Below are 18,630 nucleotides of genomic sequence, written 5' to 3'. Positions count from 1 at the left end.
CGTCTCAGGGCTCGTCGACCCAGTGCACGGCGGCCTCCTCGGCGCTGGCGCCCGCGCCGTCGACGCCCTCGTCCTCGCCGTAGACGTCGTTCTCGCGCCGGCCGCCCGCGTCGTCGGGGTCCGCGTCCGCGTCGGCGACGAGCCGCCCGGACCGGGTGGTGTCGGGTCGTGACAGCGGGTCGCGCTCCCAGACGTCGGGCTCCTCCTCGCTGAGCCGGCGGTCGAGGGGCTCGCCGGCCGACTCCTCCCAGGCGGTCTCGCCCCAGTGGTTGGCGCGCGGGCGCTCCAGCGGCGAGTAGCCTTCGTCGAGCTGGTCCTCGACGCCACGGTCCATGAGGGTGTCGGAGTCGGGCAGCTGGTTCACGTCGCCCTCGGCGCCGGTGAGGGTGTCCGGTCGGGTGGCAGGTGTCTCGTCCGTCATGGGTCCACGGTGCGACACGGCCGCGGCCCACGCACCTGGGACGACGGTGGCTCGGGGCGGTGACCGACGTCGCTTTGCCCCTGAGGGACGAGGTCGGCTAGACTAGCGAGCCGTTGTGCTATATCTCCGGCGTCCCGCGTCGTCAGCGCTCCCACTCGCCTCGACGACGCCCCGGCCAGGCCGCCACTCATGGAGTCCCGCGCACAACGCACTGACTCTTCGGGCGCCGCTTCTCGCCCGACGACCACGAACACGAAAAGGTGACGCAACCGTGCGTACTTACACCCCCAAGCCCGGCGAGGTCCAGCGCGACTGGTACGTCGTCGACGCTACCGACGTCGTCCTGGGCCGCCTGGCGACCCAGGTCGCCACGCTCCTGCGCGGGAAGCACAAGCCGACCTTCGCCCCGCACGTCGACGGTGGTGACTTCGTCATCGTCATCAACGCGGACAAGGTCGCCCTGAGCGGCAACAAGCGGGAGACCAAGCTGGCCTACCGCCACTCGGGTTACCCGGGCGGTCTCCGTTCGGTCACCTACGGCGAGCTCCTCGAGAAGAACCCGGAGCGGGCGGTGGAGAAGGCCGTGCGCGGCATGATCCCCAAGACCTCGCTCGGGCGTGACCAGCTCGGCAAGCTGAAGGTCTACCGCGGCGCGGAGCACCCGCACGCGGCGCAGCAGCCCAAGCCGTTCGAGATCACCCAGGTTTCGCAGCAGGCCTGAGCCGCTGCCGGATGCAAAGCGAAGGATTGACAGTGGCCGAGACCACCGCAGACGCCGTGCTGGAGGAGAACACTCCCAGCACCTACACCACCGAGACTGCCGCGCCCGTCGCGAACGGCGGACAGTCCATCACCGCGCCCGGCCAGGCCGTGGGCCGCCGTAAGGAGGCCGTGGCGCGCGTGCGCCTCGTCCCCGGCACCGGGCAGTGGAAGATCAACGGTCGCACCCTCGAGGACTACTTCCCGAACAAGGTGCACCAGCAGCTCGTGAACTCCCCCCTCAAGCTGGTCGAGGTCGAGGGCCGGTTCGACGTGATCGCCCGCATCAGCGGCGGTGGCCCCTCGGGTCAGGCCGGTGCGCTGCGCCTGGGCATCTCGCGCGCGCTCAACGGGATCGACACCGAGGCCAACCGTCCGGCGCTCAAGAAGGCCGGTTACCTCACCCGTGACCCGCGTGCCGTCGAGAGCAAGAAGGCCGGTCTCAAGAAGGCCCGCAAGGCACCGCAGTACTCGAAGCGCTGATCCGACGCTCCTGTCGACAGGAGCGTTCAGCGTCAGGACGGCCCCGTCGGAACACTCCGGCGGGGCCGCCCGCATGTCCGGCTACGATCGTGGCGGCGCCCGTCCGGGTGGCCGTGGTGGCGCGAAGGCACGGATGCCGCGCGCCCAGAGGAGGAAATATCGTGCGACTGTTCGGCACCGACGGAGTCCGTGGGCTCGCCAACCGGGACGTGAGCGTGGAGCTGGCCCTCGGGCTGGGGAGCGCCGCCGCCCACGTGCTCGGCACTTCCGGGGAGTTCACCGGGCACCGCCCCCGCGCCGTCGTCGGCCGGGACCCGCGTGCCTCTGGCGAGTTCCTCGAGGCTGCGGTCGGCGCCGGGCTCGCGAGCTCGGGGGTCGACGTCATCAACCTCGGGGTGCTGCCCACCCCGGCGCTGGCCCACCTCGTCGGTGCCCTGGACGTCGACCTCGGCGTCATGATCTCCGCGTCGCACAACGCGATGCCGGACAACGGGATCAAGTTCTTCGCCCGCGGGGGCTACAAGCTCCCGGACATGGTCGAGGACGCCATCGAGCAGCGTCTCGGTGAGACGTGGGACCGCCCGACCGGGGCCGGGGTCGGCCGGATCCGCTCCGACGTGGGTTCCGCCGCCGAGCAGTACGTGGAGCACCTCGTGGCGACCATCGGCACCACCGCCGACGTGCGGCCGTTGTCGGGCCTGCGGATCGCCGTCGACGCCGCCAACGGTGCAGCCAGCCAGGTGGGCCCCGACGCGCTGCGCCGGGCCGGCGCCGACGTCGTCGTCATCAACGCCAGCCCCGACGGGCTCAACATCAACGAGAAGGCCGGATCCACCCACCCTGAGCAGCTGCAGGCCGTGGTCGTGGCCGCGGAAGCCGACTTCGGGGTGGCGTTCGACGGCGACGCCGACCGCTGCCTCGCCGTCGACCACGGGGGCGTGCTCGTCGACGGCGACCAGATCCTCGGGATCCTCGCGCGCAGCCTCAAGGACGAGGGACGCCTGCCGGGCGACACGCTCGTGGTGACCGTGATGAGCAACCTCGGCCTCATCCTCGCCATGCGCGAGGCGGGCATCTCGACGGTCCAGACCGGGGTGGGTGACCGCTACGTGCTCGAGGAGATGCGCGCCCACGGTTACGGGCTCGGGGGGGAGCAGTCGGGCCACATCATCCTGTCCGACTACGCCACGACGGGTGACGGCGTGCTCACGGCCCTGCACCTGGCCGCGCGGATCAAGTCCACCGGTCGCCGGCTCGCGGACCTGGCGGGGGACGTGCCGCGGCTGCCGCAGACGCTCGTCAACGTCAAGGGCGTCGACAAGGCACGGGCGAGCCACGACGAGGGCGTCCTCGAGGCGGTCTCGCGGGCCGAAGCCACCCTGGGCGACACGGGCCGGGTGCTGCTGCGCCCCTCGGGCACCGAGCCTTTGGTCCGGGTCATGGTCGAGGCGGCCACCCAGACGCAGGCGGACGGCGTCGCCGACCGGCTCGCCGCCGTGGTGCGCGACCGACTGTCGCTGTGAGCGCGGCGGACCCGACGAGCGCACCGGACCGCGGCAGCGCTCACGCCGCGGTCGGCGGCGCCGACGAGGCGCTGCAGGCCGCCGTCGCCGACCTGCTCGACCGCGCGGACGCGGCGAACGACGGCGTGCTGCCGATCGTCCAGGCCGGTGCGCCGGTGCTGCGCACGCCCGCCGCCCGCTACGTGGGGCAGCTCGGCGACCTGCTGCCACGGCTCGTCGACGCCATGCGGCGGACCATGCACGCCGCGCCCGGCGTGGGGCTCGCCGCGCCGCAGGTGGGGATCGGGCTGGCCGTCGCCGTCGTCGAGGACGCCGGCGCCGCCGCCGACGACGACCCGCGCGAGCGGGCGGCGCTCCCGTTCCGCGTGCTGCTCAACCCCTCGTACGAGCCGCTCGACGAGCCGGGTGGCGGCTCCGAGCGGGCCGCGTTCTTCGAGGGCTGCCTGTCGGTGTCGGGGTGGTCGGCGGTCGTGGCCCGGCACCGGCGGGTCCGGCTGCGTGCCGAGGACCTCTCGGGGGCGGCGGTCGACGAGGTCCTGGTCGGGTGGCCCGCGCGGATCGTCCAGCACGAGACGGACCACCTGGCCGGCGAGCTCTACCTCGACCATGCCCAGGTGCGCTCGCTGACCTCGAACGAGAACCTCGTGCGGTACTGGGCCGCGAGCACCGACCCGTCCGACGCCGCCCGCGTGCTGCGCTTTCCCCTCGCCTGACGCGATTCGTGAACCCGGGGTGAATCTTCCGGGGTCAGGGTGGAACCGGGGGATCTCCCGATGCACGGCTGGGCAGGCATCTGCCTAGGCTGGTTCCCGGTGGCGTCGTCCGGCGGCATCGGAGTGCCGGAACGACCCGGCCGACGAACCGAGGGACCGTGCTCGAGACACTCTCGACGATGCTGAGCCAGGTGGAGGAGTCGATCCTCGAGCTGGCCGCGTCCGCGTGGATCTACCCGGCCATGTACGTGTCGGCGACCATCGACGGGTTCTTCCCGCCGATCCCCAGCGAGTCCGTGATCATCACGCTCACCGTCCTCGCTCATGCCAGCGGGAACCCGTGGCTGCCCGGCATCCTGCTGCTCGCCGCGCTCGGCGCCTGGACGGGGGACCAGATCGCCTACCAGATCGGGCGCACGGTCGGCACGGAGCGTGTGCGGTTCCTGCGGTCGCGACGGGGCCGCAAGGCGGTGGAGTGGGCTCGGCAGGCGCTGTCCCGGCGGGGTGCGTCGTTCATCATCGGTGCCCGCTACATCCCGATCGGCCGGGTCGCGGTGAACATGACCGCCGGTGCGGTGGGATACCCGCGGGCACGGTTCATGCTCTACTCGGCGATCGCCGCCGTCACCTGGTCGATCTACTCCATGCTCATCGGGCTCGCGGCGGGGGCGTGGCTGGGCCACAACCCGCTGCTCGCGATGGCGGTCGGCGTGGTCACGGGGGTGCTGCTGGGCCTGGTCGTGGACCAGGTCGTGCAGCGGCTGCTGCGCACGGGCCGGGGCGGGCGGGCCCAGGCGCTGCTGGGCGGGTCGGTTCCCGACGAGGACGTCCCGGACGGCGCGCCTGAGGACAGCGCCTCGGTGCACCGCGCCGCCTGAGGCCGCCGTCAGAGCTTGCGCAGGCGCACGCGCTGGACGCTGTGGTCCGACCCCTTCGTCAGCACGAGGGTGGCCCGCCCGCGGGTGGGCAGCACGTTCTGCTCGAGGTTCGGGGCGTTGATGGATTCCCAGATGGACAGCGCCCGTGCCGTCGCCTCGGCGTCGGAGAGGTCGGCGTAGCGCCGGAAGTACGACTCCGGCCTGTTGAACGCCGTCCGGCGGAGCTGGAGGAACCGCTCCACGTACCACTGCCGCACGTTGCGCGTGCGAGCGTCGACGTAGATGGAGAAATCGAAGAAGTCGCTGACGGCGACCGTGGACTCGTCGACGGACGACGGTCGGGCGGGCTGCAGCACGTTGAGCCCTTCGACGATGAGCACGTCGGGACGGCGGACCACGACCTCCTCGCCCGGCACGATGTCGTAGGTGACGTGCGAGTAGACGGGCGCGCGGACCTCCGACTGACCCGCCTTGACCCGGGAGAGGAACCGGATGAGCGCCCGCCGGTCGTAGGACTCGGGGAATCCTTTGCGGTCCATCATCCCGCGGCGCTGCAGCTCGGCGTTGGGGTAGAGGAAGCCGTCCGTGGTGATGAGCTCGACCCGCGGGGTGTCCGGCCAGCGCGCCAGCATCTCGCGCAGCACGCGCGCCGTGGTCGACTTGCCGACGGCGACGGAACCTGCGACGCCGATGACGTACGGGGTGCGCGGGGGCTCCTCGTGCAGGAACGTCGACGTCGCACGGTGCAGGCCCGCGGTCGCGGACACGTAGAGGTTGAGCAGGCGTGAGAGCGGCCGGTACACGGCGTCGACCTCGGCGAGGTCGATGGGGTCGCCCAGCCCGCGCAGGCGTTCCACGTCGGCGTCCGTCAGCGGCAGGGGTGTCGACGCCGACAGCCGGCTCCATGCCGCCCGGTCCAGGTCCACGTACGGCGACGCCGGGGCCAGGCGCGTGAGGTGGTCGCCGAGGGACTGCGGGGTGTGGGTGCGTGCCGGTGCACCGGTCGGGGGGCCGGCTTCCGGGTCGGGGGGCAGGGGTACCACGGGCCCGATTCTGCCCGATGCCCGACCGGGGCCCGACATCGGGAGGCGCTGCCGCCGTCGGGACAAATAGGCAGGAGGGCTCGCAAAACCGCGAGATCTCGCGGCTCACGAGCCGTCGGCGCGCGGATACACTCGGTGCCCATGTGTGGAATCGTGGGATACGTAGGCCCGGCCGAGGCATCGTCGCGGCCGCTGGACGTCGCGCTCGACGGCCTTCGCCGGCTGGAGTACCGCGGCTACGACTCGGCGGGCGTCGCGCTCGTCGCGCCGGGCCGTGACGACGTGGCGGTGGCGAAGAAGTCCGGCAAGCTGGCCAACCTCGTCGAGGAGCTCGACGCCCGGCCCCTGCCCGGTGCCACCGCGTCGATCGGCCACACCCGGTGGGCCACCCACGGCGGGCCCACCGACGTCAACGCCCACCCGCACCTCGCCGACGGCGGCCGCCTCGCCGTCATCCACAACGGGATCGTCGAGAACTTCGCGTCGCTGCGGGCGGGCCTCGTCGCGGACGGCGCGGTGCTGCTCTCGGAGACCGACACGGAGGTCACCGCGCACCTGCTGGCGCGCGAGTACCGGGCCACGGGCGACCTCACCTCCGCCATGGCGGCCACCGCCCGGCAGCTCGAGGGCACCTTCACGCTGCTCGCGGTCCACGCGGACGCGCCCGGCACCGTGGTCGGCGCCCGGCACGACTCGCCCCTGGTGGTCGGGCTCGGCGACGGCGAGAACTTCCTCGGCTCCGACGTGGCAGCCTTCGTCGCCTCCACCCACGAGGCGCTCGAGCTCGCGCAGGACCAGGTCGTGACGATCACCGCCACGTCCGTCGAGGTGAGCGACTTCGACGGCGCTCCCGCCGAGGGCAAGCGGTTCACGGTCGACTGGGACGCCGCCGCCGCCGAGAAGGGCGGCTTCGACTCCTTCATGGACAAGGAGATCCACGACCAGCCGCAGGCCGTGGCCGACACCCTGCTGGGCCGCTCCGACGCCCAGGGCCGGCTCGTGCTGGACGACCTGCGCATCGACGAGTCCGTGCTGCGCTCCGTCGACAAGATCATCGTGATCGCCTGCGGCACCGCCGCCTACGCAGGCCACGTGGCCAAGTACGCGATCGAGCACTGGTGCCGCATCCCCGTCGAGGTGGAGCTCGCGCACGAGTTCCGCTACCGCGACCCGATCGTCGACGCGCGGACCCTCGTCGTCGCGATCTCGCAGTCGGGCGAGACCATGGACACCCTGATGGCGGTGCGGCACGCCCGTGAGCAGGGCGCCACCGTGCTGTCGATCGTCAACACCCACGGCTCGACCATCCCGCGCGAGTCCGACGCCGTCCTCTACACGCACGCAGGGCCGGAGATCGCCGTCGCCTCCACGAAGGCGTTCCTGTCCCAGATCACCGCCGCGTACCTGCTGGGCCTCTACCTGGCGCAGCTGCGGGGCAACAAGTACCCCGACGAGATCGCGACCCTGCTGGACGAGCTGCGGGACATGCCCCGCAAGGTGCGCACCGTCATCGAGCGCAGCGAGTACGTGCGCGCCACGGCCCGGTCGATGGCGGACGCCGACAAGGTGCTGTTCCTCGGCCGCCACGTGGGCTTCCCGGTCGCGCTCGAGGGAGCGCTCAAGCTCAAGGAGCTCGCCTACATCCATGCCGAGGGCTTCGCCGCCGGCGAGCTCAAGCACGGACCGATCGCGCTGATCGACGCCGGGCAGCCGGTGTTCGTCGTGGTGCCGTCGCCGCACGGTCGCGACCAGCTCCACTCGAAGATCGTGTCCAACATCCAGGAGATCCGGGCGCGCGGTGCCCGGACCCTCGTCATCGCGGAGGACGGCGACGACGAGGTGCGCAGGTACGCCGACGAGATCTTCTGGATCCCGCAGTCGCCGAGCCTGCTCCAGCCGCTGCTCGCCGTCGTGCCGCTGCAGATCTTCGCCATGGCGCTCGCCGGTGCGAAGGGGCTCGACGTCGACCAGCCGCGCAACCTCGCGAAGTCGGTCACCGTCGAGTAGTCCACCGTCGAGTAGTCCACCGTCGAGTAGTCGCGGCGCGTAGGGTGCCGCCATGGAGCTGGCGGCACTGACGGACGAGGTCGAGGTCATCTCCCGGGTCTACGAGCGGCGCTACGGCGTCGAGCGCACCGACGACTGGCTCGTGCTCAAGCTGCACGAGGAGGTCGGGGAGCTGACGCAGGCGTACCTCGCCCGCTCCGGGCGGTCGCGGGACCGCGGCGAGGGCGAGGGGGCGGTGGACGCCGCGTTCCGCGCGGAGCTGGCCGACGTGCTCGCCCAGCTGCTGCTGGTCGCCCGGCGCTTCGACGTCGACCTGGAGGCGGAGATCGAGCGCAAGTGGTTCCGGTGGCGCCACCTGGTGGAGCCGCAGGACGAGGCCGGGGTGCGGGCACGTCCCGCCCCCTGACCGCCTACCCGGCGAGGGACTCCTCGACGCGGTCGAGCCACTCGCCCACGAGGGCGTCGAACAGCGCGGGCTGTTCGATCTGCAGGTTGTGCCCGGCACGGTCGAGGACGGCGAACGTGGCGCGGGGATAGTCCTCGAGGAGCCGCCAGGCGTCGCGGTACCCGGTGGAGGAGTCCTGCCGGCCGACCAGGAAGAGCGTGGGCCGCTCGAACGCCCGGGGCTCGAGCGGGAACGTCCCGGCGTAGCGGGCCCGGACGCGGGCCACGGCATCGACGTCGGCGGCGGCGAGCCCGGGCGCCACCTCGGCCTCGGTACGGCGCCACGTCGCAGGCGTCTGCACGACCGCGACGTCGTCGGCGTCCAGGGCGGCCGCGCCCACCTCCCGGAGCAGCCCCGCGTCGCGGACCAGCACCCGGTGCGCGGGGACGTCCCGGTCCGCCGGCTCGGGCACGATCATCGGGCAGAGCAGGCCGAGCCCCTGCACCCGCTCGGGGTGGGCGGCCAGCAGGCCGCGGGCGAGGTACCCGCCGAAGGACTCGCCCACCAGCACGTACGGCCCCGGCACCAGGGCGTCGACGGCGGCCTGCACGACCGCGAGCACGTCGTCGGTGCTCGACACCCCGGAGGCAGGGCTCGCGCCCATGCCCGGCAGGTCGAGATAGACGCGCCGCCACCCCGGCCGCGACGCGAAGGCGTTCTCGAACGCCGTGAGCATCAGCCGGTGGTCCACCGGAAATCCGTGCAGCAGCACGACGGTGGGGACGTCGGGACCGGGCGCAGCACCCCGCTCGACGTGGTGGACGGGGGAGCCTGCGGCGTCGACGAACATGCGCGGGAGACTAGAGGGCGGCACCGACACGTCGCCCCGGCCGGGATCTAGGCTGGGGGCCATGATCATCGGGGTGGGCATCGACGTCGTCGACGTGGACCGGTTCACGGCGACCCTCGAGCGCACGCCCCGGCTGCGGGAGAAGCTGTTCACCGACGTCGAGCGCGACCTGCCGGCGTCCTCCCTGGCCGCACGGTTCGCGGCCAAGGAGGCCATCGCCAAGGCGCTCGGCGCGCCCGGCAACATGCACTGGCACGACGCGACCGTGCACCGGACGGTGGGCGGCCCGCCCGAGGTCGAGCTGCGCGGCACCGTGCTCGCCCGCGCCGACGCGCTCGGCGTGCGGACGTGGCACCTGTCGATCTCGCACGACGCCGGCATCGCCTCGGCCATGGTGGTGGCGGAGGGCTGACGCCGGGCGGCGCCCGGGTCGCTGGCCGGCGTCGCCGCCGGCCGGGACGCTACTGGAGCGCCGGGACGACCTGACGCTGGAAGAGCTCGATCTGGTCCCGGTCACCGACGGCGTTCGCGAAGTTCACAATGGCGTACGTCATGCCGCGGGCCTTGAGGTCGGTGAGCGCCTCGACGACCTGCTCCGTGGTGCCGACGAGCGGCCCCGTCCGCCAGGTGTTGATCGTGTCCTCGCCGCGCTCGCCCGCGTACCTGCGGTAGTGCGAGGAGATCCACGCCAGCTTGTCGTCCACCTCCGCCTGGTTCTCGCCGATGACGACGTTGTAGTCGGCCGAGCGGGTGATCTCGCCGAAGTCGCGGCCGACGTCGCGGCAGTGCTGCTCCAGCACGGACGACTTGTGGCTGAAGCCCTCGGGGGAACCGTCGAAGTTCGTGTGCTGCGCGAACCGCGCCGCGATCCGCAGGGTCTTCTTCTCCCCGCCGCCGGCGATCCACAGCGGGATGCTCGGGACCTCGGCGCCGCCGTCGCCCACGGGCAGCGTCTGCAGCGGCTGCGGGTAGCACAGGGCGCCGTCGACCTGGTAGGTCTCGCCGTCGAACCTTCCGGACGACCCCGTGCGCCACATCCGGGTCATGATCTGCACGCCCTCGTCGAGGGCCCGGAGGCGCTCCCCGGCGCGCGGGAAGCCGTAGCCGTACGCGCGCCACTCGTGCTCGTACCAGCCGGCGCCGATGCCCATCTGCACGCGCCCGCCCGAGATCGCGTCGACCGTCGAGGCGACCTTCGCGAGGTAGGCCGGGTTCCGGTACGACATGCACGTGCACATCTGGCCGAGCTTCACGCGCTGCGAGCTGGCGGCGAACGCGGCCATGAGCGACCAGGCCTCGTGCGTGGCCTGCGTGCTCGGCACGGGGACGGTGTGGAAGTGGTCGAAGACCCAGGCGCTGTCCCAGGCCCACGGGCCGCCCGGGACCGGCTCGCCGGCGGCGGCGTTGTCGGCGTAGTGCAGCAGGGACAGCATCGTCTCCCACTGCTTCTCGGGCGGGACGTCGGTGAGGTCGTGGCGCCAGCCCTGAGGGATGAAGAGTCCGAATCGCATGGTCCGAGCCTATTCCCCGACCTGCGGCGACGCTGCGGGGCTCGACGGCGCACGGCAGGATGCCCCCATGATCCGTGCCTGGTCCGCCGCCGACGTCCGCGCCGCCGAGGAGCCGCTGCTCGCCGCCCGCGTGCCGCTCATGGAGCGGGCGTCGTTCACGCTCGCCACGCAGGTGGTGCGCGACCTGCGTGCGCGAAGGACCTCTGTCCGCGGCGCGCGAGTCGCACTGCTCGTGGGCGCGGGGAACAACGGCGGCGACGCGCTGCACGCCGGCGCGGTCCTCGCCCGCCGAGGGGCGGCAGTGACGGCGGTGCTCACGTCGGGGCGGAGCCACGCCGGTGGCCTGGCGGCGCTGGTCCGGGCCGGCGGCCGCGTCGTCGACCTGTGCGCCTCGCCCCAGCAGCCGGCGTCCGTGGTGCAGGCCGTGGTGCAGGCCGTGGTGCAGGACGTCGCGGCGTCCGACGTGGTGCTCGACGGCCTGGTGGGCATCGGCGCCCGCGGCCCCCTCCGCGACCTCCCCGCCGACGTCGTGAGCGGGCTCTCGGCCCTGTCAGGGACCCCCGAGGGGGACGATCGCCCGCTCAGGGCGCAAGGGGCGTGGGTGGTGGCGGTCGACATCCCGTCCGGGACCGGCGTGGACGACGGCTTCGTGGGCGGCCCGGTGCTCCCCGCCGACCGGACGGTGACCTTCGGGGCGGCCAAGCCGGGCCTGCTGCTGCCGCCCGCCGCGGGCCTGGTGGGAGAGCTGACCGTCGTGGACATCGGTCTGCGCCTCGACGTCGAGCCCGCCGTGCGTCGTCTGGAGGCCGCGGACGTGGCCCGGGCGTGGCCGGTGCCCGGCGGCGCGGACCACAAGTACACGCGTGGCGTCGTGGGCGTGGTGGCCGGCACGACGACGTACCCGGGCGCCGCGCTGCTCACCACGACCGCCGCGGTGCGCGCGGGAGCCGGGATGGTGCGCTACCGCGGGTCCGACGACGTGGGGCGCGCCGTGGTGGGTGCGCGCCCCGAGGTCGTCACCGCGCCGGGGCGGGTGCAGTCCTGGGTCGTCGGGCCGGGCGTGCCCGGGGGCCCGGACGTCGACGAGAACGGGAACGACGACGGTCAGCGCGAGCGCGGCCGGGGCGGGCTCGCGGCCGCGGCGGGCCGGCTCGGGGGGCTGGCCGGCGGACCGGTCCCCGCCGTCGTCGACGCCGGCGGGCTCGACCTGCTCGAGGAGACCAGCCCGCCCTGGTTCGTGCTCACGCCGCACGCGGGCGAGCTCACGACGCTCCTGCGCTCCCGGGGCGTCGACGTGCGCCGCGCCGACGTCGAGGCCGAACCGCTGCGCTGGGCCCGCCGGGCGCACGAGCTCACCGGCGCGACGGTGCTGCTCAAGGGCGGCGTGACCGTCGTCGTCGGGCCCGGGGTCGCGTACGCCCAGGCCGACGGCCCGGGCTGGCTCGCCACCGCCGGGGCCGGCGACGTCCTGGCGGGCGTGCTCGGGGCGATGCTCGCCGCCCGGTCCGACGACGTCGTGGCGTCCCCGGCGCTCGCGGCCGAGGTGGCCGCCGCCGCGGTGCTCGTGCACGGGCGCGCCGCCCACCGGGCGAACCCGGGCGGGCCGGTCGCCGCGCTGGACGTCGCGCACGCCGTGCCCGCAGAGGTCGCGGCACTCGTGAATTCGGCGTGACTGGCCGCCGCGGCGTCGCTACGGTGACGCCCGTGTCGACCACCCCCGCCCCGACCGTGCCCGCGGTGCAGATCCTGCGCTCCGACGACCCGGAGGCGCTCCGCCTGCTGGACGCCGGGGCGAGCCTGCGGTCTGAGTCGTGGGGAGCCCGCCTGCGGGTCACGCCCGCCGTGCTCGCCTCGTGCCGCGCGGCCGTCGACGGCGCGACCGGGGCGGGCTGGACCGTCCGTGCGCTCGCGGCGACCGAGGCGGAGGCCGTCGTCGACCTCGACACCGTCTCGGCCGCGGACTACCCGCACACCGTGGCGACGGCCCACGACGTGCCGGACGCCGCGGCACTGGCGGCGGCCCTGGGGCGCGGCGGGACGTGGGCGTTCGGTGCGCTGACTCCGGGCGGCCGGCTGGACGCCGTGACCGTCCTGACCCGCCTGACCGACCGGGTCGACACCGATCTCACCGTGACCCGGGCGGCGTCACGGCGCCGGGGGCTCGCGACCGCCGTCAAGGCGGCCGCCGTCCTCGCCCTCGCAGGTCAGGGGCACGCCTGGTTCGGCACCGGCGGGGCGGGCGCCAACGCGGCGTCGCGACGGGCCAACGAGGCGTTGGGCTACGAGGTCACCGAGCGCTGGCTGCACCTGGAGGTGCCGGCCGGCTGAGGGCCGTCGACCCGGTCACGATCAGCGGGGAAGGCCCTTCTCGACCAGCGCGACGACGGCGGGGTCGTCCGGCAGCGTCTGCGGGGAGAAGCGGTGCACGTCGCCGCCCGGCAGCACGAGGAACTTCTCGAAGTTCCAGCGGACGCGGCCGGAGTGGCCGGAGTCGTCGGCGGACTTCTTCAGCTCGGCGTACAGCGGGTGGGTGTGCCGGCCGTTGACCCGGACCCGGGCGAGCACGGGGAACGTCACGCCGTAGGTCATGGAGCAGAACTCGGCGACCTTCTCGTCCGTGGACAGCTCCTGCAGGAACTGGTTGCTCGGGAAGCCGAGCACGGTGAACCCCCGGTCGGCGTACGACTTCTGCATCCGCTCGAGCGTCTCGTACTGCGGGGCCAGCCCGCAGCGCGAGGCGACGTTCACCACCAGCACGACGTCGTCGCGATGCTCGGCCAGCGACGTGGTGGTGCCGTCCATGCGCGCGAAGGGGATGTCGTAGAGGCTCATGCGCCCATCATGCCGCGCGCCCGGGCACCGCGGGACAATGGGGGCATGCCCGCCCACCCCGTCCGCCGCGGCCCGGCACCGCACCGCCCGCCGCTCCCGGTGCGTGACGGCCTCAACCCCACGCGCCTCGTGCTGCCGCACGACGCGGCGAGCGTCGCCCGGTACCCCACCGCCGCCGCCTACCTGCTGCACCGGTTCGCCCACGAGGCGGAGCCGCTGCGCGCCAAGCTCGCCGCGGGCGAGATCGTCACCGGTGCGGGCGCCGTCGTCGACGGACTCACGCCGTACGAGCCCCGCGGCTTCCTCTACCTGTACCGGGACCCGCCCGCCGACGAGCCCGCGGCGCCCGCCCTGGCCGAGCTCGAGGTGCTGCACCGCGACGACGACCTGCTGGTCGTCGACAAGCCGCACCATGTCGCCACCATGCCGCGCGGGCGCTGGGTCACGCAGACGGCGCTGGTGCACCTGCGTGCGACGCTCGACCTGCCCGACCTCGTGCCCGCGCACCGGCTGGACCGCCCGACGGCGGGCGTGCTCGTGTTCACGGTGCGCCCGCAGGCCCGCGGGCCCTACCAGACGACGTTCCAGGACCGCACGGTGCGCAAGGTCTACGAGGCCGTCGCGCCGTTGCCGCTGCCGGGCTCCCGGGCCGCCGGGCTGCTCGGTGCCGACGGCACGACGACGGTGCGCTCGCGCATCGTCAAGCACCGCGGCGTCGTGCGCGCCGTCGAGGAGCCGGGGGAGCCGAACGCCGAGTCGCGGGTCGCGCTCGTCGCGCGCGACGAGGCCCGCGGCCTGGGTCTGTACCGGCTCGAGCCGCACACCGGCAAGACGCACCAGCTGCGCCTGCACCTGGCGTCGCTCGGGCTGCCGATCCTGCACGACCCGTTCTGGCCGGAGCTTCGCGACGACGCTCCCGACGACCCGGCACGTCCGCTGCAGCTGCTCTCCCGGAGCCTCGAGCTCGACGACCCGTTCACGGGCGAGCGCCGCCGCTTCGTCTCGCGCCGCACGCTCGCCGAGTGGCCCGCCGGCGCCCCGGCCCCGGGCCGGTGAGAGAATCCATGACCGTGAGCGCACCCGCCCTGCCGCACCCTGCCGACCTCCCGTTCGAGGCCGGGACCGCCGCGCGCGCCGTCGTCGACCTCACGGCCGTGCGTGACAACGTCCGTGCGCTGGGGGAGCGCGCCGCGGGCGCCGCCGTCATGGCGGTGGTCAAGGCCGACGGGTACGGGCACGGCATGCTGCCCGTGGCCCGTGCGGCGCTCGCGGGCGGTGCCACCTGGCTCGGCACCGCCGTCCCCGCGGAGGCGTTCGCGCTGCGCGCGGGGGGTGTCACGCCCGCGGACGCCCGGGTCCTGACGTGGTTGTGCACGCCCGGCGCCCCGTTCGAGCGCCTGGTGTCGGCGCAGGTCGACGTCGCCGTCGCGGCGCCCTGGGCCCTGGACGAGGTCGCCGCCGGGGCGCGGGCCGCGGGCGAGCCGGCGCGCGTGCACCTCAAGGTGGACACCGGGCTGGGACGCAGCGGGATCATGCCCGCCGACCTGCCCGACGTCGTGCGCCGTGCCGCCGCGTACGAGGCGGACGGCGTGCTGCGCGTCGTCGGCGTGATGTCGCACCTCGCGTGCGCGGACGAGCCGGGGCACCCGTCGATCATGCTCCAGGCACGGGCGTTCGACGAGGCGGCGGCGACGGTCGAGGCCGCCGGGCTGCGGCCCGAGGTGCGGCACCTGGCGAACTCCGCCGGCGTGCTCACCGATCCCCGCCTGCACTACGACCTGGTGCGGCCCGGCATCTCCGTCTACGGGCACAGCCCGGCGCCGGCGCTGGGCGCCCCCGGAGACTTCGGGCTGCGGGGCGCGATGACGCTCCAGGCCCGCCTCGTGACCGTCAAGGACGTCCCCGCGGGCCACGGGGTCTCCTACGGGCACCACTACACGACGACGCAGGACACCCGGCTCGGCGTCGTCCCGCTGGGGTACGCCGACGGCATCCCGCGGCACGCGTCGGGCGGCGCCGTGGGCGTCGGCGGCCCGGTCGGCGTCGGCTCCCGGGGCACAGCCCGCGTGCTGCGCGTCGCCGGCCGGGTGTGCATGGACCAGGTGGTCCTCGACCTCGGCCCGGGCGCGACCGAGCGGGCGGGCGACGTCGTCACGCTCTTCGGGGCGTCCGACGGCGTCGCGCGGGGCGCGCTCCGCCCGAACGCCCAGGACTGGGCGGACGCCGCGGGCACCATCAGCTATGAGATCGTCACCGGGATCGGCGGGCGGGTGCCGCGCGTGCACGTGGGCGCGACCGCGCTCGACACCGCCCCCCGCCCGACCACGGAGGCAGCGCTGTGACCGCCGAGACCGACGCCACCGGGACCGACCAGGGCCCCGTGCGGGTGGACCTGCCCGACGCCGACGCCGCGCGGGCGCTCGGCGCCGCGCTGGTCGGCGTGCTGCGGGCCGGGGACCTCGTGATCCTCACCGGGGACCTCGGCGCCGGCAAGACCACCCTCACCCAGGGCCTCGGCGCCGCGCTCGGGGTGCGGGGCCAGGTGGCGTCACCGACGTTCATCGTGGCGCGCGAGCACCCGCCGGTGCCGCGCCCCGACGGGTCCGAAGGCCCGGGCCTGGTGCACGTGGACGCCTACCGGCTCGGCGGGCTGGACGAGCTCGACGCCCTCGACCTCGACGCGTCGCTGGACGACACCGTCACCGTCGTCGAGTGGGGTCGCGGCCTGGCCGAGGCGCTCACCGACGACCGGCTGGAGATCGACCTCGAGCGGCCGCGCGGCGGCGTCGTCGACGAGGACGACCCGGGTGCCGGGACCCGGCGCGCCACGCTGCGCGGCGTCGGGCCGCGCTGGGCGGGCGTGGACCTGGCCGCCCTCGTGCCGAGCTAGAGCTTTCGCACGTTGCCTCGTCGAGCGGCGGGAAACGTAGGCTGGGGGCGTGGCAGTCCTCGCTCTCGACACCTCCGCAGCCGTCGCCGTCGCGCTCGTCGACGACGACGGCTCCCGCCTGGCCTCGCGGACGGCCGACGAACGTCGCCGGCACGCCGAGTCGCTCGCGCCCCTCGTCGCGCAGGTGCTCGACGACGCCGGCCTCGACCGCACGGCGCTGTCGGCCGTCGCCGTCGGTACCGGGCCGGCCCCGTTCACCGGGCTGCGCGTCGGTCTGGTCACCGCGCGCACCCTCGCCCTGAGCCTCGGCATCGACGTGCTCGGGGTGCCGAGCGTCGACGCGATCGCGGTGCAGGCCGTCGCCGACCTGGGCCTGACGCCGGGCGACGAGGTGCTCGTCGCGACCGACGCACGCCGCAGGGAGGTCTACTGGGCGCACTACCGGGTGGTCGCGCACGAGGGGCCGCACGGCGTGCCCGTCGTCGAGACGCTGGCCGGTCCCGGCGTGGACCGCCCCGCGGAGGTGGCCGCCCGGCTCGCGGACGCCCCCGGTGACGGACGGCTGGTCGTCGTGGGCGAGGGCGCCGCGCTGTATCCGGAGCACCTGCCGGCCGACGAGGACGCCCCGCTCTCCCCGGACGCGGCCGTGCTGGGCCGGCTGGCGCTCGCCCGCCGGGCCGCCGGCGCGGACCTGCCCACCGAGCCGCTCTACCTGCGTCGTCCCGACGTGCAGGAGCCGGCGCCCGCGCGCCTCGTGCCCGCGACCGGGAGCCCGGCATGACCGCCGGGGAGCGCACGTCGTCCGGGGAGAGCCTGCCCCGCACCGTGCAGCACGTGTACGCGCCCGCGTGCCGGCTGAGGCCGCTCGGCAGCGCCGACTTCGACCGGATCCTCGAGCTCGAGCGCGTCCTCTTCGGCGCCGGCGCGTGGACCTACGGGATGCTGGCCGACGAGCTGGCGGCGCTCGGTCGCTGGTACGTCGTGGCGGAGCCCGCGGGCCCCGACGCGGTCGCGATCTACGGCCCCGGGCCCAAGCCCGTGGTCGGGTACGCGGGCCTCTGGTTCGACGGCGACGTCGCACAGATCATGACGATCGGCGTGGACCCCCACTACCAGCGGCACGGGGTCGGCCGGGAGCTGCTGCACGCGCTCCTGGAGCGTTCCCGCACGCTGCGCGCCAGCGCCGTCCTGCTCGAGGTGCGGGTGGACAACGACGCGGCGCTGGCCCTGTACGAGAAGGCCGGGTTCGAACGGATCGGGCTGCGCAGGCGCTACTACCAGCCCGAGGACGTGGACGCCTTCACGATGCGCCTCGACCTCGCGGCCGCGCGGCCCGGCGCCGACGGCGCGACCGAGGGCCCGGCGGGCGACGGCGGCCCGGGCGACGAAGGTCCGAGCGGTGACGACCCGAGCGGCGGCGGCCCGAGCGGCGGCGACCCGGACCGGCCCGTGGGGGACGCGGCATGAGCGCGCCGACCCCGCGCGAGCGGGTGCTCGTCCGCGCGCGGGAGCTGGCTGCCGACCTGCAGGTCGGTGGCGACGTGGACCCGACCGCCGGCGTCCCGGTGCTGCTCGACGTGCGGTGGGCCCTCGGGGTCGCGGACGGGCGCGAGCGCTACCTGGCCGGCCACCTGCCCGGCGCCGTGTACGTGGACCTGGAGACGGAGCTCGCGGCGGCACCCTCGCCGGAGCAGGGCCGCCACCCGCTGCCCTCGGCGTCGTCGTTCCAGGCGGCCGCCCGGCGCTGGGGCGTGCGCGCCGGGTCGCGCGTGGTCGTCTATGACGCCGTGGGCGGGACGTCGGCCGCGCGTGCCTGGTGGCTGCTGCACTACTTCGGCGTCGCCGACGTGCGGATCCTCGACGGCGGGCTGCAGGCCTGGGAGCGCGCCGGGCTGGCCCTCGAGGTGGGTGACGTGACGCACGCGCCGGGCGACCTCGTGGTGCGCCCGGGGCACCTGCGGGTGCTCGACGCCGACGAGGCGGCCGACGTCGCCGAGGACGGCCTGCTGCTCGACGCCCGAGCCGCCGAGCGGTACCGGGGCGAGGTGGAGCCGGTCGACCCGCGGGCGGGCCACGTGCCCGGCGCGGTGTCCGCGCCGACGGCACAGAACCTCGCCGCCGACGGGGAGTTCCTCGACGACGCGGTGCTGCGCGAGCGGTTCGCGGACCTGGGTGCCCAGGAGGGTGTGCCCGTCGGTGTGTACTGCGGCTCCGGTGTGACGGCGGCGCACCAGGTCGCGGCGCTGGCGTGCGTGGGCCTGCCCGCCGCGCTCTACGCCGGGTCGTGGTCGCAGTGGTCCCACGACCCCGCCCGCTCACAGCGAGGAAGCTCTGC

The 18,630-nt window shown here is 74.6% G+C and carries 20 protein-coding genes and 1 pseudogene; 16 read left to right on the top strand and 5 right to left on the bottom strand.

Annotated elements, in window-relative coordinates:
* Positions 1-4: 4 nt before the first annotated feature.
* Positions 5-421 (bottom strand): DUF5709 domain-containing protein, encoded by a 417-nt coding sequence (locus LEP48_RS04615; protein ID WP_225564403.1) that lies wholly within the window; start codon positions 419-421, stop codon positions 5-7.
* A gap of 271 nt (positions 422-692) precedes the next feature.
* Here LEP48_RS04615 and rplM point away from each other — a divergent pair, with 271 nt between their 5' ends.
* From rplM to LEP48_RS04590, 5 genes are all read left to right on the top strand, one after another.
* Entirely contained in the window at positions 693-1,142 is a 450-nt protein-coding gene (gene rplM / locus LEP48_RS04610) for a 50S ribosomal protein L13 (RefSeq protein ID WP_225564402.1), read from the top strand.
* A gap of 32 nt (positions 1,143-1,174) precedes the next feature.
* Positions 1,175-1,663 carry a 30S ribosomal protein S9 gene (gene rpsI / locus LEP48_RS04605; RefSeq protein ID WP_225564401.1) on the top strand — a complete coding sequence of 163 codons (489 nt, stop codon included), beginning with the start codon at positions 1,175-1,177 and terminating at the stop codon, positions 1,661-1,663.
* A gap of 158 nt (positions 1,664-1,821) precedes the next feature.
* Complete coding sequence (gene glmM / locus LEP48_RS04600) at positions 1,822-3,186, top strand: phosphoglucosamine mutase (protein WP_225564497.1); 1,365 nt, start codon at positions 1,822-1,824, stop codon at positions 3,184-3,186.
* Positions 3,183-3,899, top strand: a complete 717-nt coding sequence (locus LEP48_RS04595) for a peptide deformylase (RefSeq protein WP_308009965.1) — start codon at positions 3,183-3,185, stop codon at positions 3,897-3,899. The genes glmM and LEP48_RS04595 overlap by 4 nt, the downstream gene beginning before the upstream one ends.
* 158 nt (positions 3,900-4,057) lie before the next feature.
* Positions 4,058-4,777 (top strand): DedA family protein, encoded by a 720-nt coding sequence (locus LEP48_RS04590; RefSeq protein WP_225564400.1) that lies wholly within the window; start codon positions 4,058-4,060, stop codon positions 4,775-4,777.
* Positions 4,778-4,785: 8 nt separating this feature from the next.
* Here the strand turns inward: LEP48_RS04590 and coaA are convergent, their stop codons facing one another.
* Complete coding sequence (gene coaA, locus LEP48_RS04585) at positions 4,786-5,859, bottom strand: type I pantothenate kinase (RefSeq protein ID WP_422723795.1); 1,074 nt, start codon at positions 5,857-5,859, stop codon at positions 4,786-4,788.
* Positions 5,860-5,961: 102 nt separating this feature from the next.
* On the opposite strand from coaA, the gene glmS reads away from it, so the two are divergent.
* Together glmS and LEP48_RS04575 are read left to right on the top strand one after the other, a co-directional pair.
* Positions 5,962-7,827, top strand: coding sequence for a glutamine--fructose-6-phosphate transaminase (isomerizing) (glmS, locus tag LEP48_RS04580; RefSeq protein ID WP_225564399.1), 1,866 nt, complete (start codon positions 5,962-5,964; stop codon positions 7,825-7,827).
* Positions 7,828-7,879: 52 nt separating this feature from the next.
* Complete coding sequence (locus LEP48_RS04575; RefSeq protein WP_225564398.1) at positions 7,880-8,233, top strand: nucleoside triphosphate pyrophosphohydrolase family protein; 354 nt, start codon at positions 7,880-7,882, stop codon at positions 8,231-8,233.
* A gap of 4 nt (positions 8,234-8,237) precedes the next feature.
* On the opposite strand, the gene LEP48_RS04570 is transcribed toward LEP48_RS04575, so the two are convergent.
* Positions 8,238-9,062, bottom strand: a complete 825-nt coding sequence (locus tag LEP48_RS04570; protein ID WP_225564397.1) for an alpha/beta fold hydrolase — start codon at positions 9,060-9,062, stop codon at positions 8,238-8,240.
* Between the two features lie 61 nt (positions 9,063-9,123).
* Between LEP48_RS04570 and LEP48_RS04565 the strand changes: the two genes are divergently transcribed.
* On the top strand, positions 9,124-9,474 hold the full coding sequence (locus tag LEP48_RS04565) for a holo-ACP synthase (protein WP_225564396.1): 351 nt from the start codon (positions 9,124-9,126) through the stop codon (positions 9,472-9,474).
* A gap of 49 nt (positions 9,475-9,523) precedes the next feature.
* Here the strand turns inward: LEP48_RS04565 and LEP48_RS04560 are convergent, their stop codons facing one another.
* The gene (locus tag LEP48_RS04560; protein WP_225564395.1) at positions 9,524-10,573 is read right to left on the bottom strand and encodes an LLM class F420-dependent oxidoreductase; all 1,050 of its coding nucleotides are present in this window, start codon (positions 10,571-10,573) and stop codon (positions 9,524-9,526) included.
* Between the two features lie 67 nt (positions 10,574-10,640).
* On the opposite strand from LEP48_RS04560, the gene LEP48_RS04555 reads away from it, so the two are divergent.
* Positions 10,641-12,245: a bifunctional ADP-dependent NAD(P)H-hydrate dehydratase/NAD(P)H-hydrate epimerase gene (locus LEP48_RS04555; protein WP_225564394.1), complete on the top strand. Its 1,605-nt coding sequence runs from the start codon at positions 10,641-10,643 to the stop codon at positions 12,243-12,245.
* Positions 12,246-12,277: 32 nt separating this feature from the next.
* Positions 12,278-12,901, top strand: coding sequence for an acetyltransferase (locus tag LEP48_RS04550; protein ID WP_225564393.1), 624 nt, complete (start codon positions 12,278-12,280; stop codon positions 12,899-12,901).
* Positions 12,902-12,922: 21 nt separating this feature from the next.
* Here the strand turns inward: LEP48_RS04550 and LEP48_RS04545 are convergent, their stop codons facing one another.
* Positions 12,923-13,405 carry a glutathione peroxidase gene (locus LEP48_RS04545; protein WP_225564392.1) on the bottom strand — a complete coding sequence of 161 codons (483 nt, stop codon included), beginning with the start codon at positions 13,403-13,405 and terminating at the stop codon, positions 12,923-12,925.
* A gap of 45 nt (positions 13,406-13,450) precedes the next feature.
* Here LEP48_RS04545 and LEP48_RS04540 point away from each other — a divergent pair, with 45 nt between their 5' ends.
* The 6 genes and pseudogenes from LEP48_RS04540 to LEP48_RS04515 all read left to right on the top strand — a co-directional run.
* Complete coding sequence (locus LEP48_RS04540) at positions 13,451-14,461, top strand: pseudouridine synthase (protein WP_225564391.1); 1,011 nt, start codon at positions 13,451-13,453, stop codon at positions 14,459-14,461.
* 8 nt (positions 14,462-14,469) lie between these two features.
* A complete protein-coding gene (alr, locus tag LEP48_RS04535; protein WP_225564390.1) occupies positions 14,470-15,747 on the top strand; it encodes an alanine racemase in 1,278 nt (425 codons plus the stop codon).
* Positions 15,744-16,295, top strand: coding sequence for a tRNA (adenosine(37)-N6)-threonylcarbamoyltransferase complex ATPase subunit type 1 TsaE (gene tsaE, locus LEP48_RS04530; RefSeq protein WP_225564389.1), 552 nt, complete (start codon positions 15,744-15,746; stop codon positions 16,293-16,295). The genes alr and tsaE overlap by 4 nt, the downstream gene beginning before the upstream one ends.
* Before the next feature lie 49 nt (positions 16,296-16,344).
* A complete protein-coding gene (tsaB, locus tag LEP48_RS04525; protein WP_225564388.1) occupies positions 16,345-17,076 on the top strand; it encodes a tRNA (adenosine(37)-N6)-threonylcarbamoyltransferase complex dimerization subunit type 1 TsaB in 732 nt (243 codons plus the stop codon).
* Positions 17,073-17,762, top strand: a complete 690-nt coding sequence (gene rimI / locus LEP48_RS04520; RefSeq protein WP_308009964.1) for a ribosomal protein S18-alanine N-acetyltransferase — start codon at positions 17,073-17,075, stop codon at positions 17,760-17,762. The genes tsaB and rimI overlap by 4 nt, the downstream gene beginning before the upstream one ends.
* Positions 17,759-18,610 (top strand): annotated as a pseudogene (locus tag LEP48_RS04515) (sulfurtransferase); the annotation flags it as partial. The gene rimI and the pseudogene LEP48_RS04515, both read left to right, overlap by 4 nt.
* Between the last annotated feature and the right edge of the window lie 20 nt (positions 18,611-18,630).

The sequence above is a fragment of the Isoptericola luteus genome, assembly GCF_020297055.1.
In the GTDB taxonomy this organism is placed as follows: Bacteria; Actinomycetota; Actinomycetes; order Actinomycetales; family Cellulomonadaceae; genus Isoptericola; species Isoptericola luteus.
This window is presented reverse-complemented; position numbering and strand designations above follow the sequence as displayed.